General features: G+C 71.0%; 14 protein-coding genes and 1 pseudogene. 1 reads left to right on the top strand and 14 read right to left on the bottom strand.

The window, feature by feature from the left end:
* Nucleotides 1-200: 200 nt before the first annotated feature.
* A pseudogene (locus tag WS64_RS35655) lies at nucleotides 201-344 on the bottom strand (IS30 family transposase); the annotation flags it as partial.
* Between the two features lie 602 nt (nucleotides 345-946).
* Here WS64_RS35655 and WS64_RS20160 point away from each other — a divergent pair.
* On the top strand, nucleotides 947-1192 hold the full coding sequence (locus WS64_RS20160; protein ID WP_060967432.1) for a hypothetical protein: 246 nt from the start codon (nucleotides 947-949) through the stop codon (nucleotides 1190-1192).
* A 23-nt stretch (nucleotides 1193-1215) separates the two neighbouring features.
* Here the strand turns inward: WS64_RS20160 and WS64_RS20165 are convergent, their stop codons facing one another.
* From WS64_RS20165 to WS64_RS20225, 13 genes are all read right to left on the bottom strand, one after another.
* Nucleotides 1216-2466 (bottom strand): phosphatidylserine decarboxylase family protein, encoded by a 1251-nt coding sequence (locus WS64_RS20165; protein WP_060967508.1) that lies wholly within the window; start codon nucleotides 2464-2466, stop codon nucleotides 1216-1218.
* A gap of 541 nt (nucleotides 2467-3007) precedes the next feature.
* Nucleotides 3008-5785, bottom strand: coding sequence for a malto-oligosyltrehalose synthase (treY, locus tag WS64_RS20170; protein WP_060967433.1), 2778 nt, complete (start codon nucleotides 5783-5785; stop codon nucleotides 3008-3010).
* A complete protein-coding gene (gene malQ, locus WS64_RS20175) occupies nucleotides 5782-8010 on the bottom strand; it encodes a 4-alpha-glucanotransferase (protein WP_060967434.1) in 2229 nt (742 codons plus the stop codon). Before malQ ends, treY begins: the two co-directional genes overlap by 4 nt.
* Nucleotides 8007-9878, bottom strand: coding sequence for a malto-oligosyltrehalose trehalohydrolase (gene treZ, locus WS64_RS20180; protein WP_060967435.1), 1872 nt, complete (start codon nucleotides 9876-9878; stop codon nucleotides 8007-8009). The genes malQ and treZ overlap by 4 nt, the downstream gene beginning before the upstream one ends.
* Entirely contained in the window at nucleotides 9875-12007 is a 2133-nt protein-coding gene (gene glgX, locus WS64_RS20185; RefSeq protein WP_059575046.1) for a glycogen debranching protein GlgX, read from the bottom strand. Before glgX ends, treZ begins: the two co-directional genes overlap by 4 nt.
* Nucleotides 12008-12043: 36 nt before the next feature.
* A complete protein-coding gene (gene glgB, locus WS64_RS20190) occupies nucleotides 12044-14254 on the bottom strand; it encodes a 1,4-alpha-glucan branching protein GlgB (protein WP_060967436.1) in 2211 nt (736 codons plus the stop codon).
* Nucleotides 14251-17661 (bottom strand): maltose alpha-D-glucosyltransferase, encoded by a 3411-nt coding sequence (gene treS, locus WS64_RS20195; protein ID WP_060967509.1) that lies wholly within the window; start codon nucleotides 17659-17661, stop codon nucleotides 14251-14253. The genes glgB and treS overlap by 4 nt, the downstream gene beginning before the upstream one ends.
* Nucleotides 17661-21053 (bottom strand): maltotransferase domain-containing protein, encoded by a 3393-nt coding sequence (locus tag WS64_RS20200; RefSeq protein WP_060967437.1) that lies wholly within the window; start codon nucleotides 21051-21053, stop codon nucleotides 17661-17663. Before WS64_RS20200 ends, treS begins: the two co-directional genes overlap by 1 nt.
* A gap of 151 nt (nucleotides 21054-21204) precedes the next feature.
* Nucleotides 21205-21693: a phage protein NinX family protein gene (locus tag WS64_RS20205; protein WP_060967438.1), complete on the bottom strand. Its 489-nt coding sequence runs from the start codon at nucleotides 21691-21693 to the stop codon at nucleotides 21205-21207.
* Nucleotides 21694-21722: 29 nt separating this feature from the next.
* Entirely contained in the window at nucleotides 21723-22514 is a 792-nt protein-coding gene (locus WS64_RS20210) for an endonuclease/exonuclease/phosphatase family protein (protein WP_060967439.1), read from the bottom strand.
* A complete protein-coding gene (locus WS64_RS20215; RefSeq protein WP_060967440.1) occupies nucleotides 22505-24703 on the bottom strand; it encodes a VTT domain-containing protein in 2199 nt (732 codons plus the stop codon). The genes WS64_RS20210 and WS64_RS20215 overlap by 10 nt, the downstream gene beginning before the upstream one ends.
* Nucleotides 24700-25023, bottom strand: coding sequence for a hypothetical protein (locus tag WS64_RS20220; RefSeq protein ID WP_059575052.1), 324 nt, complete (start codon nucleotides 25021-25023; stop codon nucleotides 24700-24702). Before WS64_RS20220 ends, WS64_RS20215 begins: the two co-directional genes overlap by 4 nt.
* Entirely contained in the window at nucleotides 25020-25715 is a 696-nt protein-coding gene (locus tag WS64_RS20225) for an MgtC/SapB family protein (RefSeq protein WP_059637859.1), read from the bottom strand. Before WS64_RS20225 ends, WS64_RS20220 begins: the two co-directional genes overlap by 4 nt.
* Nucleotides 25716-25772 lie beyond the last annotated feature (57 nt).

Here is a 25772-nt window from a genome sequence, read left to right on the forward strand (position 1 = left end):
CATCTTCGGTGGAATGGTTGCACTCATTGGATTCGCTCTCGCTCTGATCGGAGGATTTGCAAGTCGAGCACATATGCTGAATATTAAACCATTCGGCGGTTCGGCATGGCGTAAAGCAAAGAAGACATACCAGGAAGATAACCGTAAATGAGGCTTGTATAAATGGCTATCTTCATAGTAGCCAGTCGCAAGAATCGAATGCAACGTTTAGCCAATCCGGCGGCATCCAATTCCATCGCCATGGACTCTTCAGGGGTTTTCCAGTTGCGGGTCTGGTGAGGGCGGCCGTTCATCAGTTTGGCAATATCGTTCAATTACATCTGCGTGGCGCCTGATACATCCATGAGTAGGTGTGGGTTTTGGCGGACTTACACGTGCGCCAAGTCTGGGTGGAGGGGGCGACCAGTGTTATTTTTCCAGCTTTTACAATTCCTGGCATGCAACCTAAACGGAGATGATTGCTCGCATGGCGAAGATGAAATTCGATAAACGAGCTTGGATGGTTGTTCGATAAAAGTGGGCCAAGATGATGCATAGGCAAGAAATTGCTTACTGGGTTGCTGTAACCGCTGCCGGTGTATTTATTGGTGCACTGCTGATAAGGAAATGGTTTTTTAGGCGTTATACCTACTGACTAGATTAATAGGCGATCGGTAAGCTAAACGAACTGAGCAGCGCGATCGCCGGCAGTGATCCGACCGGTAGTCATATCAGCAGCGCGGAACCCAACGGCGGCGACGTTACACGCCGTTGAAAACTTTGCAGCGGTTCACGATCGCCCCCAAGTGCCCTATCACGCGGCATCGGCGCGGCACGGATACCGGCCGAAGTACGCCACTTGGCACGGTCCCTGCATGCCCCTAACGTCGCCGGCGCACGATACGCGCCGCATGCCGAGGCGACGCCGTCGTCGCATCGAGCGCAGCCGTCAACCGGGGAAACGAGCATGCTGACCGCCCACGAATTCGCCGCACTGTTCCTCGCGCATCACGCGCCCGAACAGATCCAGATCGATCGCGACGACGTCGTCGCGCTCGTCGAACGACGCCTGATCGTGATGGAGCACGACGACGCGTCGGGCGCGCACCGACCCGCGCTGACGGCCGACGGCCTGTCGGTGCTGCGGGGCGTGCAGCGTCATGACGCCGCCGGTGCCCACGCAATCGGCCTGCGCGATGTGACCGACGGGTGATGCGCAGGGCGCGCGCACCGCGCTCACCGCGCGACCGCGACCGGCGCATTGACCTGCACGACGGGCGGCTCGCCTTCGAATGGCGGCGCGTACAGGAAGCGGTCGATCACGCCGGGCTCGAACAGCAGGCAGTAGGTCGAGCCGCCGAACTGGAAGTAACCGATCTCGTCGCCCTTGTCGACGCGCTGCCCCGGCACGACCTCGACCACGCACGACGACACGTCGCCCATCCCGACGAACACGGCCGCCACGGTGCCGATGCCTGGATCGTCGCTCGCGATCGCAATGACCGCGCGTGCGGCCACGGCCGTCATGTAGCCCTGCGAGTCGTTGAGCCCGGCCGGGTCCGGGCCTTCCGCTTCGGCAACCGAATAATAGGTGCCGTCGACTCGATACGCGTGGGTGACGACGCCGCGCACCGGCGCATGCCAGCGGTGATAGTTGTACGCGCTGAGGTAGGCCTGATAGACGTCGCCGCCGACGAAGCGCTCGGCGAGCGGCAGCCACGCGGGCGTGAAGAGGTCGCGCAGCGAATACGGCTGCGATTTGATCCAGAACGTGTCGCGCAGCTTCACGTTGGTTTCGGCGTGATAGGGCGCGGCTTCGCACGCGCTGACGATCACGTGTGGATCGTCCGGGGCCGCGACGGGCCGCGCGCCATCGCGAAAGCGCCGCGTGAAGAAGTCGTTCCACGAATCGAAGCCCCAGTGCGGCTGATCTTCGCGATACTGGAACTGCGACAGCCCCAGGCGCTTGCGTGCTGCGTCGCAGAACCAGCCGTCGGGCGCGGACGTGTCGAGATGCACGCGCGAGTGCGGGCCGCCGAGGAAGTCGCACCAGACGTTCAGCACCCGCTTCAACTGCGCGTTCACGGCCGCGTCGCGAAACACCGCGTGGCCCGACGGCATGCACATTGGCCAGTCGAAGAACGCGTTCAGCGGGCACACGATCAGGCTTTCCTCGCTGAACGGCGGCGTGTAGGTCATCAGATGGTCGAGCACGGTCATCAGCTCGCCGATCGACGTGTAGCCGAGCCGGTATCCCGATTCGCACGCCTCGTCGATCGCGCGGGTCAGGCTCATGCGCAGCACCGCGTTGTCGTCGAACAGCCGCGCGAGGTCCTGCACGGCCGGCGTGCGCAGCCGCTCGCCGGCATGCGCGCGGGCTTCGTTCGCGATTTTTTCGCGGAACGCGGCCATGCGGGATTCCTCGGTGGCCATCCATCCGCCGAGGCGGCGGCGCGTGGCGGGCGGCGTGTTGCGATTCGTCGGCATCGTCACCTCCGGAACGGTTTCGGTCGAATCACCGGAGCAAGATGCTTGCCCGGCCGGCGGCACCGAAATTGCTGCGTTCGGGCGACCGGTTTCTTTCGATGACTCAGGAGAACGGAATGGCTACAGCTTCGAACGCACGACAGACAGACGATGCAGGCTCGACGGACGAGCGTCGCCGCGACGGGCAGCGGACCGTGACGCCGACACGTACGCGGGCTCGAGTGCGAGCGCAGGCGGCGCCGCTCGACGGCGCTCGGCGGGCCGAGCGCGGTGACCGCGGCACAAGCGGAAACGGGCCGGTGACGCCAAGCCGCGGAGAAGAGGCGGCGAAACCGCTGTGGGAAGACGACCGCGGCGAGATGCCGCCGGAAGAGTGGTCGTAAGGTCGCTGACGCAGATCGTCGGCCGAACAAACTGGCTAGCGATCGGACGTTTCGGGTGAAAGCCGATCACGCGTTTGAAAGATCGATTATTCGCGGCCCGTTTTTGCACAAAATCGATCGCGGGCTGCTCGCGGACTACCGTCAATCGGACATCGCCTTCAGTTTTCACTCCGCGCCGCGACGAGCACCGCCACAGGCAACGCGGCCAGACAGCGATCGAGCGCCAGCACACCATCCGGCGCATCGATCGCGTCCCCGGCATTCAACGCGTCTGTCCAGGGCCCTTCGACGCCGCGCGGCAGCACGGCGGCCGTATCACCCCATTGCGCCGGTTCCACGCGCGGCAATCCGGGTGCTTCGCCCAGCAACCGGCACGCGAGCCGCGTCGCGACCACCACCACGGTCGCCGCATCGTCGCACCGCGCGAACGCCACCGCATGCCGCGCCAACTTGCCGCGCACGCGCAGCGGAACGTACACGCCATCCGCGAACGTCGTCGGCCATCGCGCGCGCAGCGCCAGCATCCGCTCGATCAGCGCGCGCTTCACGCGCGCGTCGGGCCATGTCGGCAGATACGACGCAACGGGCGCGTCGACCGCTTCGGCCGCCAGCGTCGCGAACGGCACGTCGCGCCGGTTGTCCGGATCGACGAGCGAGTGATCCCATGACTCGGTACCTTGATACAGATCGGGCACGCCCGGCGACGCGATCCGCAGCGCCGTCTGCGCGAGGCTGTTGACGACGCCGGCCGGCGCGATCCGCGCGACGAACGCATGCAGCCGATGCGGAAAATCCCCGGCGCCGCGCGGCGTCAGGATCGCGCGAACGAACGCCTCGCAGCCGCGCTCGTAGTCGGGCTCGGGCACGAGCCAGTCGGTGTGCTGCTTCGCTTCGCGCAACGCCTTCGTCTGCCATTGCACGACGCGCGTCGCGAGCGCGTCGAGGCCGGCCGCATCGTCGGGCGTGAGCGCGGGTGGCCAGCAGCCGACGAGCGTCTGGTACAGCATTGCCTCGGCGGCCGGCCCGGGCGTCCACGCGAGGTCGCGGTGCGCGCCGCCGCGATGCGGCAGGTTCAGCGCCGACCAGTCGAGCGATGCCGCGCGCCACGCATCGGGCACCTCGCTGAGCACCGCGAGCCGCGCACGCGCGTCCTCGCCGCGCTTGTGGTCGTGCGTGGCCGTCGCGACGAGCCCGTGCGGCACGGTGCGCGCGCGACGCCGGTTGCGTGCATGGAACGCGCCGCGCGACAGGCTGAAGTCGCCGGCGTCGGCGCCGACCTCGTTACGCGACAGCAGCCGGCCATAGCGATAGTTGGCCGTATCCTCGACACCCTTCGCGGCCAGCGGGGCGGTGAGCTGCGCGAACGCGACGCGCGCCGCGACCAGCGCGTCCGCGTTCGCGCGCGGCACGCGCACGACCGGCAGGCCGAGCCACGCGGCCACGCGCTCGAGCGCGAACCGGTCGGTCGGATCGACCGCCGCATACGCACCGTCATACGCGTGGGCGAGCACGCGCCGGTCGGTGTCGGCGAGTTCGTCGCCCGGCGCCGGATACATCCGGTACACGGGCAGCCGCACCGCGAGTTCGCCGAGCACGCGCTGGATCGCGAGCCGGCTCACGTCGCGCGTCGCGGGCGACGCCCGCGCGATCCCGTGCAGCAACCGCGCGACCCGCGCATGCTCGATGGCGAGCTGGCGCATCAGCACGCGCCGCTTGCCGTCGAGCGCTTCCTGCGCGAACGTGCGCGCCGAACCCGACACGGCCGCCCAGTGCGCGGCGAGCGGCGCGGCGCCGGCCGGGTCGTGCAGCAGCGCGCCGACGTCGTTCATGAAGTCGTAGCCGGTCGTGCCGTCGACGGCCCAGTCGCTGCGCAGCGCCTCGCGGGGCGCGAGGATCTTCTCGACCACGATGTAGGGCCGCGCGTCGCGCTGCGCGTCGCGCTGCGCGGCGAGCCGCGCGTGCAGCCGCCGGCAGTACGCGCGCGGATCGGCGAGGCCGTCGACGTGATCGACGCGCACGCCGTCGACCAGCCCGGCCGCGTGGAGGCGCAGCGGCAGCGCATGAACGGCATCGAACACCGCGTCGTCTTCGACGCGTACGGCCGCGAGCGTCGCGATGTCGAAGAAGCGCCGCCAGTTCAGCTCGTCGGCGGCCGTGCGCCACCACGCGAGTCGGTAGTGCTGGCGTTCGAGCAATCGGTGCAGGCAGGCGCGCGAGCGGGCGCGGCGCGGGTCGGCGCCGCGCAATACCGCGTCGAGCGCATGCGGGCCGTGCGCGGCCGCATGATCGCGCAGCGCCGCATGAGCGGCGGCCAGCCGCGCGCTGCCGCGTGCCGGCGCGGCGTCGAAGCGCTCGGCGAGCGCGTTCAGGTCCGCGCGGTTCGCGATGCGCAGGATTTCCGCGTAGGTGGCGGCGGCCACGGGCAGCCGCCGCCCGGGGCACGCGATATAGAAGCGGCCCGCGACCGGATCGGCGCGCAGCGTGATGTCGCCGGCCGCGAGCGCATCGCCGTACGGCGCGCCGAGGCACGGCAGCAGCACCTTGCCGTCGAGCGCCGGGTCGGGCGGATGCCAGTCGATGTCGAAGGTGCGTGCGTACGGGCTCGCCGGCCCCCATTCGAGCACGTCGTTCCACCAGCCGTTCGACGACCCGCCGACGCCCATGTGGTTCGGCACGATGTCGATGATGATGCCGAGGCCGCGCGCGCGCAGCGCATCGACGAGCCGCAGGAAGCCGGCTTCGCCGCCGAGTTCCGCGCTGAGCGCGCCGTAGTCGACGGTGTCGTAGCCGTGCAGCGAGCCGCGCTCGGCCGTCGACACCGGCGACAGGTACAGGTGGCTCACGCCGAGCCGCGCGAAGTAGTCGGCGTGCGCGGCCGCGTCGTCGAACGTGAAGCCCGCGTGCAATTGCAGGCGCAGCGTCGCGCGCGGCGTCATGGGCGGCGCCCCCGCGAACGGCGCGCATGCACGACGGCGGCGATGCGCGTGCGCACGTCGGTGTCGAACAGCGTGTCGACCGTGCGCGGCAGACGCTGCCGCCAGTTCGGATGGCCGCAGGGCGGCCCCGGCAGGTTCGGCTGCGCGTCGAGCGCGAGCAGATCCTCGAGCGGCAGCAGCGCGAGCGGCGACGGGCTGCTCGCGACGTAGCCGAGGATCGCGTTCACCGGCGGCATGTCGGCCGGCGGCACCGCGGCGCCGGCCGGCGCGCACCCGGCCTGTTGCAGCGCGTGCCACAGCGCCGCGCGCTCGGTGGCGCGTTCCGCGTGGGCGGCGAGCAGTTCGGGCGGCGAAGCCGGCGGCGGCGTCGGCTTGCCCGGCTCGGGGCGCTGCACGGTATCGTGTCCGAACGCCATGCGCTGCACGATCTCGTCGGAATCGTGCGCGCTCGCATCGTCCGGCGCCGGGGCGGCCACGTCGCGCGGCGGTGTGTCGTCGCGCCGTTTCCCGGCTTCGGCGTCGGCGGCGACGCGCCGCCATCCGAGATCGACGCCGCGCCACCAGCCGGCCACGGTCGGCAAGTCGTGCGTCGAGGTGGTCGCGATCGCATCGCGATCCCATGCGGACGGCGGCCGGAACGCGCCGTTCGCGTCGCGTTCGAACCACAGCACGCGCATGCCCGCGACGCCCTGCGCGCCGAGTCGTTCGCGCAATCCGGCCGGCACGGTGCCGAGATCCTCGCCGATCGCGATCGCGCGATGGCGGGCCGCCTCGAGCGCGACGAGCCGCACCAGATCGTCGAGCGGATAGCGCAGGTACGCGCCGCTGCGCGGCGAGCCGCCGTCCGGCACGATCCACATCCGCGCGAAGCCGAGCACGTGATCGATGCGGATGCCGCCCGCGTGCGCGCACGCGGCGCGCAGCAGCTCGATGAACGGCACGAAGCCGTCCGCGCGCAGCGCGGCGGGCGTCCACGTCGTCACGCCCCACGCCTGGCCGGCCGCATTGAACAGGTCGGGCGGCGCGCCGAGCGACACGCCGCGCAGCAGCGTCGTGCCGTGCGCCCACGCGTCGCTGCCGGCGCGATCGGAGCCGACCGCGAGATCGGCGATCAGCCCGGTCGCCATGCCAGCGCCGCGCGCCGCGTGCTGCGCGTCGCCCAGCGCGCGCGACGCGCACCATTGCAGGAAGGTGTGGAACGCGATCGTGTCGGCATGCGCGTGCGCGAACGCGTCGACTTCCGCCGATCCCGGCATGCGCCATTGCGCCGGCCATTGCCGCCAATCCGCGCCGATCCCGTGCTCGATGCAGAACGCCTGCAGCGCATCGAAGCGCGCGTGCGCGTCGAGCGCCGCGCCGCCCGCCGCGCGAAACCGCTGGTACGTGTCGCGCGACGGGTCGTCGCTCGCGCGCCATGCGTCGAAGCATGCACGCAGACGGCGCAGCTTCGCCGGCAGCACGCGGGGCCAGTCGATCAGTGCGGCGTCGGCGTCGGCGGCCGATGCGCGCGGCGCGGCATCGGCGCCCGGCACCGCGTCGCAGTCGAGATACGCGACGTTGTGCCAGCGCCTCGACGACGGCGAATACGGGCTGTCGTGCGCGGGGAGGGCCGGAAAGCCGGCGTGCGTCGGGCTGATCGCCACGGCCTGCGCGCCGTGTCGCGCCGCGTGCGCGGCGAGCCGCGCGAGCGTCGTGTAGTCGCCCGCGCCGTCGTCGCCGGTGCGGCGCAGACCGTAGAGCTGCGCGGCGATGCCCCAGCGGCTGTTCGCGTCGCGTGTGCGCGCGAACGTGTCGAACGGCCGCGCCCGCGGCGGTGCGATCGCGAGCCCGATACGCTGCTCGCCGACGTCGAGCGCGTGATAGCCGGCCATCGCGAGCGGCGGCAGCGTGCCGTGTTCGCCCGTGCCGCCCACGCGCCCGTCCACGTGCCCGCCGCTTTCGAGCGAGATCCTGAAGCGCGCGCCCGGCGCCGCGACGGTCGCGGGCAGCGTCAGCGGCAGGCCGGCGTCGCCGGTCACGGTGCGCGGCGGCGCCGCGTTCGCGTCGGCGAGCGCCGCCGCGCTGTCGACCCGCTGGATCGCGGTGCCGCACGGCCAGCCGAGCGCATCGACGAGCGCGACGAGCGCGTCGTCGTCCACGCGCCGCGCGACGCCGCCCGCGTCGGTCCAGTCGGGCTCCAGCCCGGCCGCACGGGCGAGCGCCGCGATCGGAACGTCGGTCGTCATGATGAACTCCGTCCGTTCGCGCGGTGATGCCGCGCATCCTGGTTGACCGCGCCGTCGCGCCACGCGATGCACGCGCGGGGCGGCACGTGCCCGCCCGGCAGCCGGTCGCGCGCGCGCGGCGGCGTCTCGAACACGATCTTGCCGACCGGCAGCGCGGGCAGCGTCGCGTCGTGCGAGCCGAGATTCAGCGCGATCGTCAGCGTGCTGCCGTCGCCGAGGCGCCAGCGCGCGGCGAGCGCGGGCGGGTCGCCGTCACCCGCGAGCAGATCGACGCCGAGCGACCGCGCGCCGGCCAGGTGCGGCGTCACGAGCGCCGCGCGCACGGCCAGCGCGCTGCGGTAGAAGCGCCGCCACGCGGCCGCGTCGGGCCACGATTCGTCGGGCGGATGGTGCGACGACGAGCGCACGAACGTCGCGATGTCGTTCGGATCGGGAATCGCGTCGCGATGCGCGGCATCGGCGAACGCGGGAAACGCGGCGAATTCGCGGCGCCGGCCTTCGCGCACCGCGTCGGCGAGCGCGCCGCGATAGTCGGTGAAGAACTGGAACGGCTGCGTGCTGCCGTCTTCCTCGCCCATGAACAGCAGCGGAATCGACGGCGCAAGCAGCATCAACGCGGTGGCCGCGCGCACCGCGTCGTCGTTCGCGAGCGCGCGCAGCCGTTCGCCGAACGCGCGGTTGCCGATCTGGTCGTGGTTCTGCAGAAACACGACGAACGCGGTCGGCGGCAGGTGCGCGCTCGGCTCGCCGCGCGCGGCGCCGTCGTGCAGCGGCGACGGTTCGCCCTGATACGCGAAGCCTTCGCCGAGCGTGCGCGCGAAATGGCGCAGCGGCGCGTCGGCGTACGCGCGATAGTAGCCGTCGCGCTCGCCCGTCAGCAGCACGTGCGCGCTGTTGTGGAAATCGTCGTTCCATTGCGCGTCGAAGCCGCCCGGGCCGAGCAGGCTCGCGGTATTGCGCTCGTTCTCCAGCACGAGATGCACGTGGCGCGCGTCGCCCGCGTGCGCGCGTACGCGGCGCGCGAGTTCGCGCAGCCATGCGTCGTCGCCGATCGCGTGCGCGGCGTCGATGCGCAGCCCGTCGAAACGGTACTCGTCGAGCCAGTACAGCGCGTTGTCGATGAAGAACGCGCTCGTCTGCGGGCGGGAGAAGTCGATCGCCGGTCCCCACGCGGTCTGCCGGTCCGCGCGGAAGAATTCGGGCGCGTAGCGCGGCAGCAGGTTGCCGTCGGGGCCGAAGTGGTTGTAGACGACGTCGAGGAACACCTGCAGCCCGAGCCCGTGCGCGGTGTCGACCAGCGACTTCAGCTCCTCGGGCCGCCCGTACGACGCGTCGGGCGCGAACGGCAGCACGCCGTCGTAGCCCCAGTTGCGCGCGCCCGGGAACGCGTTGACGGGCATCAGCTCGACGGCGGTCACGCCGAGTTCGGCGATCGTCGGCAGCCGCCGCTCGACGGCCGCGTAGCCGCCGCAGGCGCCGACATGCAGCTCGTACAGCACCGTCTCGTGCCACGGGCGGCCGCGCCATGCGTCGTGACGCCAGCGGTACGCGGTTGGATCGACGATCTGGCTCGGCCCGTGCACGTCGTACGGCTGGAAGCGCGACGCAGGATCGGGCACCGCGAGCGCGTCGTCGAGCAGGTAGCGGTACAGCGTGCCGGGGCCGCACGGCGCGACCGTCTCGAACCAGCCGTCGCCGGCCGGCGTCATCGGAATCGCGCGGCCGCCTTCGTCCTGCAGCTCGACGGCGGCCGTGCGGCTCGCGGGCGCCCACAGCCGGAAACGCGTGTGGTCGGCATCGACGCAGGTCGCGCCGAACGACGATTCGAATGCATGCGTGCCGGTTGGGCGGGCGGAACGGGATGTCATGGCGATCCTCGGGAAGGAGACTGATCGGGCGGCGGCACGGCCGCGACCGCGATCGCGGCCGCATGCGCGGCGACGTCGAGGCCCGCTTCCGGCCACGAGCGCGGGCCCGAGTCGGGCGTCGCGGTGTCGAGCAGGATCCGGTAATCGAGTACGGGCGCGGGCGGCATGAACGTGATGGTGTCGGCCGATGCGTTCAGCATCACGAGCAACGCCTCGGTGCGTCCGGTGCGGCCGGTGCCGACGCGCCGCATCGTCAGCGCGCGGCGTTCGCCGTCTTCCCACGCGGGGACGGTCAGCGCGTCGCCGCGTTCGTCGAACCATTCGATCTCGCGCATGCCCGGCGCGCCGTCGCGGTCGCCCGACGGGTAGCGCGGCGCCGACATCACCGGGTACATGCGCCGCAGCGCGGCGAGCCGCGACACGAAGCGGGTCATCTCCACGCCTTCGTCGCCGTGCGCCAAGTCCCAGTCGAGCCAGGACAGTTCGTTATCCTGGCAATACGCGTTGTTGTTGCCCTGCTGCGTGCGGCCGAATTCGTCGCCCGCCACGAGCATCGGCGTGCCGAGCGCGGTAAACAGCGTCGCGAGCATCGAGCGCGCGACGCGCCGGCGCACGTCGCGGATCGCCGCGTCGTCGGTCGGCCCTTCGGCGCCCCAGTTCGCGCTGCAGTTGTCGTCGCGGCCGTCGCGGTTGTCCTCGCCGTTCGCGTCGTTGTGCTTGCCCGCATACGACACGAGATCGGCGAGCGTGAAGCCGTCGTGCGCGGTGACGAAATTGATCGATGCCCAGGTACGGCGCCGCCCGTGATTGAACAGGTCGGCCGAGCCCGACAAGCGTGCCGCCAGTTCCGGGCGCTGGCCAGCGTCGCCGCGCCAGAAGCGTCGCACGGTGTCGCGAAACCGGTCGTTCCACTCGGCGAAGCCGGGCGGATGGCGGCCGAGCTGATAGCCGCCGGGGCCGAGATCCCACGGCTCGGTGATGAGCTTGCGCTGCGCGAGCACGGGGTCCTGCCGCAGCGCGTCGAAGAACCCCGCGCCGGGTTCGAAGCCGTGATCCTCGCGGCCGAGCGTCACGCCGAGATCGAAGCGGAAGCCGTCGATGTTGAACGCGGTGGCCCAGTAGCGCAGCGAATCCATCACCATCTGCACGACGCGCGGATGCGACATGTTCAGCGTGTTGCCGCACCCGGTTTCGTCGACGTGGTAGCGCGGATCGTCGGGCCGCAGCCGGTAATAGCTCGCGTTGTCGAGGCCGCGCCACGACAGCGTGGGCCCGAGCTGGTTGCCTTCGCACGTGTGGTTGTAGACGACGTCGAGCACGACCTCGATGCCGGCCGCGTGCAACTGGCGCACCGCGATGCGCATTTCGTCGAGTCGCCGCGTCGTCAGATACGACGGCTCCGGCGCGAAGAACGCCGCCGTGTCGTAGCCCCAGTAGTTGCGCAGCCCGCGTTTCACGAGCTCGCGCTGCTGCAGGAACGCGTGAATAGGCAGCAGCTCGACCGTCGTCACGCCGATCGACAGCAGGTGATCGATGAACGCCGGATGCGCGAGCGACGCGAACGTGCCGCGCTCCGGCGGGCGCAGCCCGGCGCGGCGCATCGACGCGCCGCGTACGTGCGTCTCGTAGATCACGGTACTGCGCCACGGCACGTTCGGGCGCCGGTCGTTGCTCCAGTCGAACGCTTCGTCGACGACCACGGCTTTCGGCATCGCGGGCGCCGAATCGCGGCGGTCCATCGACAGATCGGCCCGATTCGAATGCACGCGATAGCCGAACAGCGCGTCCGACCAGCGGAACTGGCCGACCAGCTTGCGTGCGTACGGATCGAGCAGCAGCTTGGTCGGATTGAAGCGATGGCCGTTCTGCGGCTGGTACGGACCGTCCGCACGAAACCCGTACACGGTGCCCGGATGCGCGTTGGGCAGGTAGCCGTGCCACACCTCGTCGGTGCATTCGGGCAGGTCGAGGCGCGCGAGTTCCTTGCGGCCGGTCGGATCGAACACGCACAGCTGAATGCGATGCGCGTGCGCGGAAAACACCGCGAAATTGGTCCCGAGACCGTCCCAGGTCGCGCCGAGCGGATAGCTGCGGCCGGATTCGAGACGGGTGGGGAGGGCGGTCGGCATGGGGCGGTTCTCCGTGTCGAGGGCGCGAGTGAGTGATCAGGCAGGGGTGAGCCACAGCGTCGCGAGCGGCGGCAGGCGCAAGGTCGCCGACCACGCCTCGCCGTGGGCCGGCACGGCTTCGGCCCACACGGCGCCGTCGTTGCCGGCGTTGGTGCCGCCGTACGTCGCGGCATCGGTGTTCATCAGTTCGCGCCAGTGGCCGGGCGCGGGCAGCCCGAGGCGGTAGCCGCTGCGCGGCACGGGCGTGAAGTTGCACACGGCGACGACGAGGTGCCCCGCATCGTCGCGGCGGGCGAACGCGAACACGCTGTTGTCGCGGTCGTCGCCGATCAGCCAGGAGAACCCGGCCGCGTGGCAGTCGAGCGCATGCAGCGCCGGTTCGGCCGCATACGTGCGGTTCAGATCCCGCACCAGCCGCTGCACGCCGCGATGCGCGGGCGCGTCGAGCAAGTCCCAGTGCGGTGTCGCATCGTGCGCGAACTCCGACCATTGCGCGAATTCGCTGCCCATGAACAGCAGCTTCTTGCCGGGATGCGCCCACATGAAGCCGAAATACGCGCGCAGCGTCGCGAGCCGCTGCCACGCGTCGCCGGGCATCTTCGCGACGAGCGAGCCCTTGCCGTGCACGACCTCGTCGTGCGACAGCGGCAGCACGAAGCGCTCGGAGAACGCGTACACGAGCCCGAACGTCATCCGGTCGTGGTGATAGCGGCGATGGATCGGGTCTTCGTGCAGATACGCGAGCGTGTCGTGCATCCAGCCCATGTTCCATTTGAAGTCGAAGCCGAGCCCGCCGTCGGCGGTCGACGCGGTGACGCCGGGCCATGCGGTCGATTCTTCCGCGACGGTGACGACGCCGGCCGGCGCGGACGCACCGTGCAGCGTGTCGTTCAGCCGGCGCAGGAACGCGACCGATTCGAGGTTCTCGCGGCCGCCGTACACGTTCGGCACCCATTCGCCTTCCTTGCGCGAATAGTCGCGATACAGCATCGACGCGACCGCGTCGACGCGGATGCCGTCCACGTGATAGCGGCGCGCCCATGCGAGCGCCGACGCGACGAGGAATGCACTGACTTCGGTGCGCCCGACGTTGAACACGCAGGTGTTCCAGTCGGGATGCATGCCTTCGCGCGGATCGGCATGCTCGTACAGCGCGCTGCCGTCGAATTGCGCGAGCCCGTGCGCGTCGTTCGGAAAATGCGCGGGCACCCAGTCGACGATCACGCCGATGCCGGCCGCATGCGCGCGATCGACGAACCGCGCGAAACCCTCGACCGGCCCGAAGCGCGCGGACGGCGCGAACTGCGCGAGCGGCTGGTAGCCCCACGAGCCGCCGAACGGGTATTCGGCGATCGGCATGAACTCGACGTGCGTGAAGCCCATCCCCTTCACGTATGGAATCAGCCGCTCGGCGAGTTCGTCCCAGGTCGCGCTGCGGTCCATCTGTTCGGGGATGCGCTGCCACGATTCCGGATGGACCTCGTAGATCGACCACGGCACGCGATAGCGGTCGTCGTTGCGCGGCCGCGCGTGCATCCAGCCGTCGTCGTGCCATGCGAACGCGTGGAGCGCCGCGACGTCGGCGACCACCGATGCCGTGCTCGGCGGCGCCTCGGTCGCGCGCGCGCACGGGTCGGCCTTGTGCGGCAGCACGCGCCCGTCGGCCGCGCGCAGCTCGTACTTGTAGCGCTCGCCCGCGCCGATGCCCGGCACGAACAGCTCCCATACGCCCGACGGCCGCCGCAGCCGCATCGGATGGCGGCGCCCGTCCCATGCATTGAAATCGCCGACCACCGATACGCGCTGCGCGTTCGGCGCCCAGACCGCGAAGCGCACGCCGTCGGTATCGTCGATGCGCACCGGTGTCGCGCCGAGGCAGTCGAGCACGGCATCGGGATCGCCGGCCGAGAAGCGCGCGAGCGCCGCTTCGTCGAGCAGCGTGCCGAATGCATACGCGTCGTCGGTGACCTGGTGCGCGTTCGGCCAGTCGATCGCAAGCAGGTAATGCGGCCAGCCGCCGTCGTGCGCGATCGTCCCCGCGAAGCAGCCGGCGCGATCGATGCAGGCGAGCGCGCCGAGCTCGGCGCCGTCCGGCGACAGCGCGCGCACGCGCTCCGCACCGGGCAGCAGCGCCCGCACGACGATCCGGTCGGCCTGTTCGTGCGGGCCGAGGCACGCAAACGGGTCGGGATGGCGGCCGGCGAGCAGCGCGTCGATATCGGCGCGTTCGAACAGCGTGTCGGTCATGGGTTTCCTCCGTCGTCGGGCAGCACGCCGTCGCCGAGCAGCCGGTCGACCAGCGCCGCGAGCCCGCCGACCGGCACGCTCAGCCAGTCGGGCCGGTTCGCGGCTTCGTAGCACAGCTCGTACGACGCCTTGTCGATCAGAAACAGCGCGAGCAGGCGGTCCGCGTAGTGCGGATCGACGAAGCGCGCGGGCGCGAGGTCCGCGGCCGCGCGATAGCATTCGACGAAGCGGTCGGCGGCGGCCTGTCCGAAGCGGTCGAACAGCGCGCGCTTGCGGCCGGCGGCCTGGGGCGGCGCTTTTTCGATCGCGAACTGCGCGGTCGCGCTGACGTATGACAGCGACCGCAGCAGGCCGGCCACGTCGCGCAGCGGATGCGATTTCGCGCGACGCCGCTCGAGCGGTCGTGCGGGCTCGCCTTCGAAGTCGATCAGCAGCGCGTCGCCCTGCACGTCGAGCACCTGGCCCAGATGAAAATCGCCGTGAATCCGCGTGCATTGCGCGTCGAGGGTGCGCGGCACGAGCTCGCCGAGCGCCAGCACGGCCGCGTCGCGCGACGCGAGCAGCGCGTCGGCCGACGCGCGGGTGGGCGCATCGAGCGCATCGAGCCGCGTGCGCAGCACGTCGAGCGCGCGCTCGAACGATGCGATCGCGTCCATGCACCAGCCGTCGATGTGATCGGGCGTCGCGCGCTCCGGCGCGAACGCGGGATCGTCGGACGGCTGCGCGAGCGCGACGTGCAACTGGCCGAGCCGCGTGCCGATGATGCCCGCGAACGCCGCGTAGCCGAGCAGCGCGTCGGGTTCCTCGTCCGTTTCGGCCGCCTCGCCTTCGTCCGCGGCCGGCAGCGCGAGTTCGTCGATCGCGCGCCGCAGGAAGTCGAACGAGCGCGTCCACGCATCGCCCTGGTTGTCGACGTAGCGCTGCAGGATCGCGACCGTATGCGGCGTGCCGTCCGGATCGACGTGCACGACTTCGCCGGCCAGCGTCGCGGTGTTCGCATAGCCGATGCGCGTCAGGTGCCGGCTCATTTCCGCTTCCGGATGAACGCCGTGCGCGACCTTGCGCACCAGCTTCAGCACGATCGCGTCGCCGATCACGAGCGAGCTGTTGCTCTGCTCGGCCGCGAGCCAGCGCACTTCCGCGTCGTCGCCCGGGTCGAGCCCGGCGAGCGCGTCTTCCGGCAGAAAGGTGAGCCGGCCGCCGTCGGACGTGGGCACCGTCGCGCCGTCGCGCAGCTTGCGCAGCATCCCGCGCGCGAACGCCGGCAGCGCGAACGCGTCGGTCAGGTAGCCGACCGTATGGCCGCGCCGCACGCGCGCCAGCGCGAGTTGCGCGAACAGCGGATGGGACGTCTCGCCGCCCCACGCGGCCGCGAGCGGCACCACGTAGCGTTCGACGCCGCCGTCGCTCGCCGACACCCATGCCTCCGCATACTGGAACGGCTCGTCCGGAATCGGCGTGACGACGTTCAGCCACGCGTCGCCGATCTTGCGGTCCTTCGACGCGAACCAGCGCCGCCGTGCGAGCCATGACGCAAGCGCGTCGTGCGCGAGCGTGTGCAGCTGCGAGACGTCCGGCCGCGTGTCGCCGCGCCGCATCACGAGCGTCACGTATTCGGGCAGCGGTTCCGCGTGCGGCTGCCGCCACGACGGCTCGCGGCCGTGCTCGGCGAGCACGAACCAGAGGAATCCGTACGGCGGAAAGGTGAGGAGATACGGGAGCTGGCCGATCGGCGGAAACGGCGAATCGGACGTCATCTCGATCGGCACGCGGCCCGCGAATTCGGACAGGTCGAGCTCGACCGCCTGCGACGCGCGCGACAGGTTCGCGACGCACAGCAGCGGCTCGTGGCCGTCCAGCTCGCGCAGATACGCGAGCACCTTGCGGTTGTCCGGGCGCAGGAAGCGGATCGTGCCGCGCCCGAACGCCTGCGACGCCCGGCGCGTCGCGAGGATGCGCCGCGTCCAGTTCAGCAGCGAATGCGGGTCGCGCGTCTGCGCCTCGACGTTGATCGCGTCATAGCCGTACAGCGAGCCCATCACCGGCGGCAGCACAAGCAGTTCGGGGTCGGCGCGCGAGAAGCCGCCGTTGCGGTCCGACGACCACTGCATCGGCGTGCGTACGCCGTCGCGGTCGCCGAGGTGGATGTTGTCGCCCATCCCGAGCTCGTCGCCGTAGTAGATCACCGGCGTGCCGGGCATCGACAGCAGCAGCGAATTGATCAGCTCGATGCGGCGCCGGTCGCGCTCCATCAGCGGCGCGAGCCGGCGCCGGATCCCGAGGTTCAGCCGCGCGCGCCGGTCGCTCGCATAGGTCTGCCACAGCAGGTCGCGCTCCGAATCGGTGACCATCTCGAGCGTCAGCTCGTCGTGGTTGCGCAGGAACACGGCCCACTGGTTGCTCGGCGCGAGCGCCGGCGTCTGGCGCATGATGTCGAGGATCGGGAAGCGGTCCTCGCTCGCGATCGACATGTAGATGCGCGGCATCAGCGGGAAGTGGAACGCCATGTGGCATTCGTCCTCGTTGCCGAAATATTCCTGCACGTCTTCCGGCCACTGGTTCGCTTCCGCGAGCAGCATCCGGTTCGGGTATTCGGCGTCGATCGTCGCGCGGATCCGCTTCAGGATTGCATGCGTCTCCGGCAGGTTCTCGTTGTTGGTGCCTTCGCGCTCGACCAGGTACGGCACCGCGTCGAGCCGCAGCCCGTCGATGCCGAGGTCGAGCCAGAAGCGCATCACCTGGATCACTTCGCGCACGACGGCCGGGTTGTCGAAGTTCAGGTCGGGCTGGTGCGAGTAGAAGCGGTGCCAGTAATACTGGCCGGCCACCGGATCGTGCGTCCAGTTCGACGTTTCGGTATCCAGAAAGATGATCCGCGTGCCCGCGTACTTCGTATCGGTGTCGGACCACACGTAGTAATCGCGATACGTGGAGCCCGGCTTCGCGCGGCGCGCGCGCTGGAACCACGGATGCTGGTCCGACGTGTGGTTGATCACCAGCTCGGCGATCACGCGGATGCCGCGCGCATGCGCTTCGCGGATGAAGCGCCGCACGTCGGCCAGCGTGCCGTAGTCGGGATGCACGTCGCGGTAGTCGGCGATGTCGTAGCCGTCGTCGCGGCGCGGCGACGGATAGAACGGCAGCAGCCAGATCGTGTCGACACCGAGCTCGGCGATGTAGTCGAGCTTCGCGATCAGGCCGGGGAAGTCGCCGATGCCGTCGTTGTTCGAATCGTAGAACGACTTCACGTGCACCTGGTAGATGATCGCGTCCTTGTACCACAGCGGATCGTCCGCGCAGAGCGCGGGTTCGCGGCGGCGCGCGCGGCGCCGGCGCGGCGTGCCGGCCGGCGCGAGCGACGGGAATTGCGCGCGGCGCACGTCGTCGAGGGAATCTTCGCGTTTCATCATCCGTGGGCTCCCGAGGAAGGTCGGGCGTCGTCCGGCGCGGGCGTCGCCGCCCGCGCGGCGCCCGGAGGCGGCGTGAGCCGCCAGATGGCGTACGGCCGCACGTGCGGATCGAGCGACACGTACTGGCGCTGGCCGCGCCAGGTCTGCGCGTGCGCGGCGTCCTGTTCGAGCGCATCGAGCGGCTCGCCGTCGGCCAGCCCGAGGCCGCGCCACAGCGCCGCATCGAGCGTGAAGTTGGCAGCCTGCGGATGCCACGGGTCGAGGCTGATCGCGACGACCACCACGCTGTCGAACGCGGGCGTCGCCTTCATGAACACGAGCACCGAATCGTTGTCCGCGTCGACGAACGTGAGCCCGAGATGCGTCTGCAGCGCCGGGTGATCGCGCCGCGCGCGGTTCAGCCGCGCGATTTCCGCGCCGATGTGCGCGGCCTTGCTCCAGTCGCGCGCGCGCAGCTCGTATTTCTCCGCATCCGCGTATTCCTCGCTGTCCGGCAGCGGCGCCGATTCGCCGAGCTCGAAGCCCGAGTACAGGCCCCACGAGCCGGCCAGCGTCGCCGCGAGCGCCGCGCGGATCACGAACTGCGAGCGCGGCGCGTTCTGCAGGTGGCGCGGGTTGATGTCGGGCGTGTTGACGAAGAAGTTCGGCCGGAAGAATTCGCGGGCGGGGCCGGCCGTCAGCTCGGTCAGGTAATCGATGAAGTCGCGCTTCGACTCGCGCCACGTGAAATACGTATAGGACTGCGAGAAACCGACTTTCGCGAGGCGATACATCATCCCCGGGCGCGTGAACGCCTCGGACAGGAACACGACGTCCGGATGCCGGCCGCGCACGTCGTCGATCATCCACGCCCAGAACGGCAGCGGCTTCGTGTGCGGGTTGTCGACGCGGAAGATCCGCACGCCCGCGTCGACCCAGAACAGCACCGCGTCGCGCAGCGCGAGCCACAGGTCGGGCAGCGCATCCGGCGCGTAGAAATCGGGATTCACGATGTCCTGGTAGCGCTTCGGCGGGTTTTCGGCGAAGCGCAGCGAGCCGTCGGGCCGCCACGCGAACCAGCCCGGATGCGCGGCGAGCCACGGATGGTCGGGCGAGCACTGGATCGCGAAATCGAGCGCGATCTCGAGCCCGTGCCCGCGTGCGGCATCGACCAGCGCGCGGAACGAATCGAGCGTGCCGAGCTGCGGATGCACGGCCGTGTGCCCGCCGTCGGGCGAGCCGATCGCATACGGACTGCCGACGTCGTCGGGGCCCGCGGTCAGGCTGTTGTTGCGGCCCTTGCGGGCCGACGTGCCGATCGGGTGGATCGGCGGGAAATACAGCACGTCGAAGCCCATGTCGCGGACGCGCGGCAAATGCGCGATCACGTCGTCGAACGTGCCGTGCCGGTGCGGATCGTCGCTCGCCGAGCGCGGAAACATCTCGTACCAGCTCGAGAAGCGCGCCTTGCGGCGTTCGACGTCGACGGGGTAGGTCGTCGCGTCGTGCGTGACGAACGGGCGGTAGCGCAGCGCCGCGTACGCATCGGCGAGTTCGGGCGCGCCGATCAGTGCGAGGCGGTCGTCGGGCGACGCGTCCTTGAGCCCGGCGGCGAGCCGTTCCATCTGCTTGCGCGCGCGCGGATCGACCGGCTCGGCGTGCTCCAGCGCGGTCGCGAGCAGCAGTTGCGCTTCGCGCACCTCCAGCGTGACGTCCTGGCCGGCCGCGCGCTTCTTGGCGATATCGGTGACGAGTGACGCCCAGTCGTCGCGCCACGCGACCACGCGGAATTCATGACGGCCGAGCCGGTCGAGCGTGACGCGCGCGTGCCAGCGGTCGTTCGGCTCGGCTTCGAACGGCACTTCGCGCCAGGTATCGTCGTCGGCGGCGCGCCACTGAAGCACGGCCGCCAGATGCGCGTGGCCGTCGGTGAAGATCGACGCACCGACGACGAGCGGCTCGCCGATCACGCGCTTGATCGCGAAGCGGCCGCCGTCGACCGACGGCTCGACGCGCTCGATCGCGATCCGGTCGGCCGCGAGCGCCGCCGACAGCACGGTGCGCTCACGCGCGGCGTCCGGGCGTGTCGTGACGGGCGGCGCCCGCCACGCGTGCAGCAGCGCATACGCGCCTGGCGCGAGCGTGAACGGTTCGAGCGCGGCAGGCGGATGCGCGTGCGCGCCGGCCTGCGTGACGACGCGCGTGAAGCCGCCCGGCACGCCGGGCAGGATCGTCGCGGGGTCGAGCGTGGCGGGCGCGTCGAGATCGGGATTCAACGCGATCAGCAACGCCGCGTCGTCATGGTCGAGCGACGGGCCCGTACCGCGCAGCAGCGCGGTCGCGTGCGCAGCCGGCGCGCACAGTTGCACGATTTCGCCGCGCGTCGCCGCGACCGGGGTGGCGCGGCGCCACGCATTCGCATCGGCGAGCGCGCCCGACAGGTCGAAACGTGCGTGCTCGAATGCGGCGCGGTAACGTTCGGCATCCGCGTCGCGCGCCATCAGCGGCACCGTCACGCCGCGCTCGAATCCCATCGGCACGAGCCAGCCGGTGCCGACGGCCGCGGCCGTCCACAGCGCGCGGCGATACGCGCGGGCGACGGTGTCGTCCGACGCGTCGGGCCAGTCGTCGGCGAGACGCGGGCCGTCCGGCGCATCGGGGAACGCGATCGGCGCGCCGATCCGACGCAGCAGCCGGTGTTCGTCCGCGAACCACGGCGCGCGCAAGTCCCACCAGCGCACCGATGAAAACACCGCGTCGAACCCGGCGCCTTCGAGCTGCGCGAGCGCGTCGCGCGCATGGCCGGGCACGCCGGCGAGCACCGCAACGTCCGGGCGTGCGCGGCGCAGCGCCGCGCGCCACCCCGGCCACCAGTCGGCCGGCAGATGATGCGGTGCGTCGATCAGGAAGCCGGCCGCGCCCGCGTCGGCGAACGCCGCGAGATGCGCGCACCACCATGCCGACAGCGCGTCGCGCACCGCTTCGTCGCCGGCGTTCGCATGCGCGATATCCAGCGCATGCGCGGTGCCGCGCGGATCGATCAGCGCGTCGTCGTGCGTGTGCTCGACGTACCAGTCCGGATGCTCGGCGCGCAGCGGGTTCTCGCGTGCGATGCGATCGGGCACGACCTCGAGCAGCAGGCGCAGCCCGTGGCCCTTCGCCAGTTGCGCGAGCCGCGAGAAGGTTTCGAGCGCGCTCGCGCGCGTCTCGAACGACCGGGCCGGCCGCCGGAAATCGGCCACGTGGCGCGGAAAGCCGGCGACGCTCGCGGCCCAGAACGCGCCGACCAGCACGTGGTCGAAGCCCATTCCGGCGATATGCGCGAAGGTTTGCGGCCACGCGTCGAGCGGCCCGACGAGGCGGGCGTCGCAGAAGTAGAGGTGCGGAGCGAACGGCGGTGTGGAGTCCATGGCGTGGCGCGGGCGGATGGCGGCGATCGGTAACGCAGCGGCATCGCAATCGGTGTGCCTGCCGCGCGATCACCGGCGGAACAGGGCGTGCACGGGAAGGCGGTTTGAAGGGGCCTGTCGTTTTTACATGACCGCCGAGGCCGCACCTGTATTACATGCGCGGGATGGACCGAATATCCGAGCTGTCGCCCGTCGCCGGATCATCGTCCGTATCCGGAATCGGCACACCGGGGTCATAGCGCACCACCTTGCCGTGTTCGATCCGGTGCGGGAACGACGGCGGCGCGTCCACTTCATCGCCGAAACGCGCACGCACGAACGCGCGCAGCAGCGCCACGCGCGCGTCGCGGCCGTGGGCGCCGCAGGTCGACGGGCCGTCGACGAAGGTGGCGTCGCATTCGACGTCGTCGCCGTGACGCGCGATCCGCAGGTCCTCCACGCGATCGAGCACCGCACCGGCGTCGGCCCACGACGCCGACGGCGCGAACGGCGCGTCGAGATGCCGGAATGCGTCGCAGGCGGCCGTTACGACGACGCTCGGCGCGACGGCCGTGAAACGCAGCGTGTCTTCATCGTCGGCGCACAACGCGCGTGCGCACCAGTAGTCGAGATCCTTTCCGTCGAGTGCGTCGGTTCGCATGGGCTGCCTCCGTCGGAGCGAGAAAAGGCTCACCGCGCAAGCGCCGTGCCCGTCGCGGGCGTCGCGCGCATCCGCGCGACCAGCGGATAGTGATCCGATGCGTGCCGCGCCCGCGCGCTGCGATGCACGACCACGTCGACCAGCAGTTCGCCCGGATGAATCCAGATCCGGTCCAGCGAGAACACCGGGCACACGGTCGGGAACGTGCGCGGCGCCGGCGCCCGCCGGAACCGCGTGACCAGCGCTTGCAGCGCGCGACCGCGCACGAACCACTCGTTGATGTCGCCGAGCAGGATCACCGGCATCGCGCCCGTGTCGAACGCCGCGAGCAGCCGCTGCACCTGCGCGCTGCGTTCGCTCGCCGACAGGCCGAGATGGGTCGCCACCACGCGGATCGGGCCGGCGCCGCACTCGATGTCGGCGTCGAGCGCGCCGCGCGGCTCGCGCGGGTGGAACGACAGGTCGAGCGTGCGCGCCGCGCGGATCGGGCAGCGCGACAGCACCGCGTTGCCGTAGCGGCGCTCCGGCGTGTCGATCGTCGGGCCGGCCACCGCGTGCATGCCGGTCGCGTCGCGCAGATGCGCGAGCACGTCCGGCGCGCGCGTGCCGCCGAGCGGCACCTCCTGCAGCGCGATCACGTCCGCGTCGAGTTCGTCGATCACCGCCGCGATCCGGTCGGCCGCGCGCGCCGGCCACGCGCCGTAGCCGCCGCGGATGTTGTAGGTCGCGATCCGCAGGTCGCGCCCGCCCGGCGCGGCGGCAGGCGCCGCGTCGGCGGTGACGACGTGCGGCGGCGGGGCCGCGTGTTTGCTCAGCGCCATCGTCGCAATATCCTCACGAGCAGGATCGACACGCCGACCAGCGCGAGGCCGATCGCCGCGAGCCACGCGAACGCGCCAGGGCCGGGATGGCTGAGCGCCGCGGTCAACTGATGCGCGAACGTGACGGTCAGCACGATGCCGGGCAGCATCCCGAGCGCGGTGCCGATCAGGAAGTCGCGCAGCCCGATGTGCGACGCGCCGGCGACGAGGTTCACGACGGTAAACGGCGCGATCGGCAGCAGCCGCAGCACGGCCATCGCGACCACGCCGCGCCGGCCGATGTGCTCGCTCAGCCGGTTCGCGCGCGGGCCGGCGAGCCGGCGCACCGCGTCGCGCCCGAGCCAGCGGCCGAGCGCGTAGGTCGCGGCGGCCGCCGCCATCGAGCCGACGCCCGCATACGCGAAGCCTGGCCATGCGCCGAACACGAGCCCCGTCGCGGCGATCAGCAGCGTGATCGGCACCGCGAAGGTCGCCGCGACCACGTAGGCGGCGAGCAGCAGCGCCGGCGCGGCCGGCAGCCGGGCGATGGCGGCCACCGCATGCGACAGCGACGCGACGTTCAGGTGCGCGCCCAGCGGCGTGAAGCGCCACGCGAGCGCGAGCGCGGCGATCGCGAGCACGATCGCTCCGAGCACGAAAAAACGCGCGGTGAGCGAGCGGTGCTGCTCGTGCGGCACGAATTCGCGCACGAACCGGTCCGGCTCGATCGGCTGCTCGGGATCGAGCCGCGCGCTGACCGGCACGAGCGCCTCGAATTGCGGCGACACGGCCGGATCGAGCGTGCGCAGCGTGCGGCCGGGCTTCGCGCGCAGCCGGTCGAGCACGACGTTCGGCCGCTCCCCGCCCGCGAACGCGTCGGCCACCGCGGCGGGCGTCGTGCCGAGATGTTCGGCCAGCAGCCGCTCGCGCATGCCGGCGATCGCCGCGCGAATGCGTGGATCGCCTGCCGCGACGAGCGCGATGCAGCATTCGGTGTCGAGCAGCATCGAGCGGTTGTTCAGGTTCGCGCTGCCGATCACGATGCATTCGTCGTCGACGATCGCGACCTTGCTGTGCACGTTCACGCACGCGTCGCCGAGCCCGTCGACGTGCGGATACAGCAGCCGGTAGCGGTCGAAGCGGTCGGCCGACGCGAGCGTCGCGTGCAGCCGCGCGCGCAGCACGCCCATTGTCGCTTCCTGCAGCCAGCCGCTCTGCACCCGCGGCGCGACGACCGTCACGTCCGGCCCGTGCGCGTCGGCAAGGCGCGCGGACAACGCTTCGCGCACCACCGCCGCGGTGAAGTACTGGTTTTCGATATACAGGTGCCGGTGCGCGGCGCGGATCGTGTCCTCGACGAGCGCGCGCACCTGCAGCACCGGCTCGCGGCCGCCGTGGCGCGGCGCCGTATACGCGATGCCGAGCCGCACGTCGCGCACGTCGACGCGCGCATCGGGCGGCCACGGATCGTCGTCGGCCGCCCGCTCGAGATGCCGCTGCGCGCGGATCGCGATCGGGCGCCCGCAAGCCTGCAGCCAGCGCGAGCGCGCCTGTTCGCCGATCGCGGCGGCCGCGTCGCCGTCGAACATCGCGTGCACGTCGTGGAACGGCGCGTACGGCATGCCATGCTCGTCGCGGCGGCGCGGGTCGTCGGCCGCGTGGGCCGGCGTGTCCCAGCGGGCGCGCGTCAGGTCGAGGCCGCCGACGAACGCGAGCCGGTCGTCGATCACGACGAGCTTCTGGTGATGCGACGCGCCGCGCGGGTGTGCGTCGTCGAGCCGGAACCGGATGCCGCGATGCGCGCGCCAGCCGGCCCGATACACCGGCGGCCAGTCGCGCTCCAGGGCGTAGATCATCGCGAAGTCCCACGCGAGCACGTAGATGCGCAGGTTGTGGCGGGCGGACGCGAGCGCGTGCAGGAAGGCCGCGAGCGTGTCGGGCAGCGTGTCGCCGGCGCCCGCGGGCGCGAGCCGCATCCGGCTGTCCACGTCCCAGCCGACGATGAACACGGTATGGCGCGCGCGCAGCAGCGCCGCGCGCAGCGTCGAGAAGTACGCGTCGCCGTCGACGAGCATCGCGAAGCGGTCCGCGCCGCGGATCGCGTCGCAGTTGCGCCCGCGCTCGAGCAGGCCGTGCCGCGGCGGGCCGTCCGCCGGCGCGGCGTCGATGCGCCGGTCCTCGGCGCGGGTCACGCGGTCCGGCACGATCATCGTGCGCCGACGTCCCGGTCGCCGTCGATCCGCTGCAACAGTGCGTCGCAGCGCGCACGCAGCGCCTGCAGTTCCGGCGAATGCGCGTCGAGCCGCACGCGTTCGCCGTGCACGACCGCGATGTCGTAGATCTCCTGCGCGATCGTCGCCGACGCGTATGCGATCCTGATCCGGTCGAGCCAGTCGCATTCGGCGCGCCGGCACGCGAGCCACGCGCGCAACGCGCCGACCAGCTGGCTGGTCGTGAGCCAGGCGCCGGTGCGCATGCGCGCGGCGAGCTGGCTCGTCACGAGATAGGAGAGCAGGTCGGTCTGGGTCACACGAAACTCCTTGACGAGGTGTCGGGTTGACAGGTCCGCACGCACGCGATGTTTTGCAGCGTCTCGCAGATCGCCGCGAATTCCGGCCCGCTCGTGCGCGAGAACGAGACGGAGATGTCGTCGGTGTCCGGATCGTCGTCCGACTGCTGGACGATGAATCGTTTCACGCGCACGCGGCCGGGGCCGAGCGCTTCGTGCAGCGTGTTGAGCGTCAGGCCGCCGCGCTCGGCCACCAGCAGCAGCGTGCGTTGCTGGCGCTGCGCGATGAAACGGCGCTCGAGCGGCTTCACGCCTGCGAGGATCGCGAGCACGATCGCCGTCGCGCCGACCGACGCAACGACCATGCCGCCGCCCGCGGCAAGCCCGACGCCGGCCACGGCCCACAGGCTCGCGGCCGTCGTCAACCCGCGCACCACTTCGCCGCGCAGCAGGATCGAGCCCGCGCCGAGGAAGCCGATGCCGGACACGACCTGCGCGGCGACCCGCGACGGATCGACCACGACGCCGTTCTGCCCGCGCACGTCCTCGAAGCCGAACGTCGACACCAGCATCACGAGCGCGGAGCCCACGCACACGAGCATGTGCGTGCGCAGCCCGGCGGCCCAGTTCAGGCGCTCGCGTTCGAGCCCGATCACGCTGCCGAGCAGCGCGGCCAGCAGCAGGCGTCCAAGCAATTCGAGGTGACCGATCATGATGTGCATCCGTTCGGGCCCTGCGCGAGGCGGGCCCGGTAGCGCTTCGATGCGGAA

This window comes from Burkholderia anthina (assembly GCF_001547525.1).
GTDB lineage: Bacteria > Pseudomonadota > Gammaproteobacteria > Burkholderiales > Burkholderiaceae > Burkholderia > Burkholderia semiarida.

Bases quoted from the DNA above. Each gene is read 5' to 3' on its own strand.
- WS64_RS20160 (WP_060967432.1), top strand. From the start codon at position 947: ATGCTGACCGCCCACGAATTCGCCGCACTGTTCCTCGCGCATCACGCG.
- WS64_RS20165 (WP_060967508.1), bottom strand. From the start codon at position 2,466: ATGCCGACGAATCGCAACACGCCGCCCGCCACGCGCCGCCGCCTCGGC.
- treY (WP_060967433.1), bottom strand. From the start codon at position 5,785: ATGACGCCGCGCGCGACGCTGCGCCTGCAATTGCACGCGGGCTTCACG.
- malQ (WP_060967434.1), bottom strand. From the start codon at position 8,010: ATGACGACCGACGTTCCGATCGCGGCGCTCGCCCGTGCGGCCGGGCTG.
- treZ (WP_060967435.1), bottom strand. From the start codon at position 9,878: ATGACATCCCGTTCCGCCCGCCCAACCGGCACGCATGCATTCGAATCG.
- glgX (WP_059575046.1), bottom strand. From the start codon at position 12,007: ATGCCGACCGCCCTCCCCACCCGTCTCGAATCCGGCCGCAGCTATCCG.
- glgB (WP_060967436.1), bottom strand. From the start codon at position 14,254: ATGACCGACACGCTGTTCGAACGCGCCGATATCGACGCGCTGCTCGCC.
- treS (WP_060967509.1), bottom strand. From the start codon at position 17,661: ATGAAACGCGAAGATTCCCTCGACGACGTGCGCCGCGCGCAATTCCCG.
- WS64_RS20200 (WP_060967437.1), bottom strand. From the start codon at position 21,053: ATGGACTCCACACCGCCGTTCGCTCCGCACCTCTACTTCTGCGACGCC.
- WS64_RS20205 (WP_060967438.1), bottom strand. From the start codon at position 21,693: ATGCGAACCGACGCACTCGACGGAAAGGATCTCGACTACTGGTGCGCA.
- WS64_RS20210 (WP_060967439.1), bottom strand. From the start codon at position 22,514: ATGGCGCTGAGCAAACACGCGGCCCCGCCGCCGCACGTCGTCACCGCC.
- WS64_RS20215 (WP_060967440.1), bottom strand. From the start codon at position 24,703: ATGATCGTGCCGGACCGCGTGACCCGCGCCGAGGACCGGCGCATCGAC.
- WS64_RS20225 (WP_059637859.1), bottom strand. From the start codon at position 25,715: ATGATCGGTCACCTCGAATTGCTTGGACGCCTGCTGCTGGCCGCGCTG.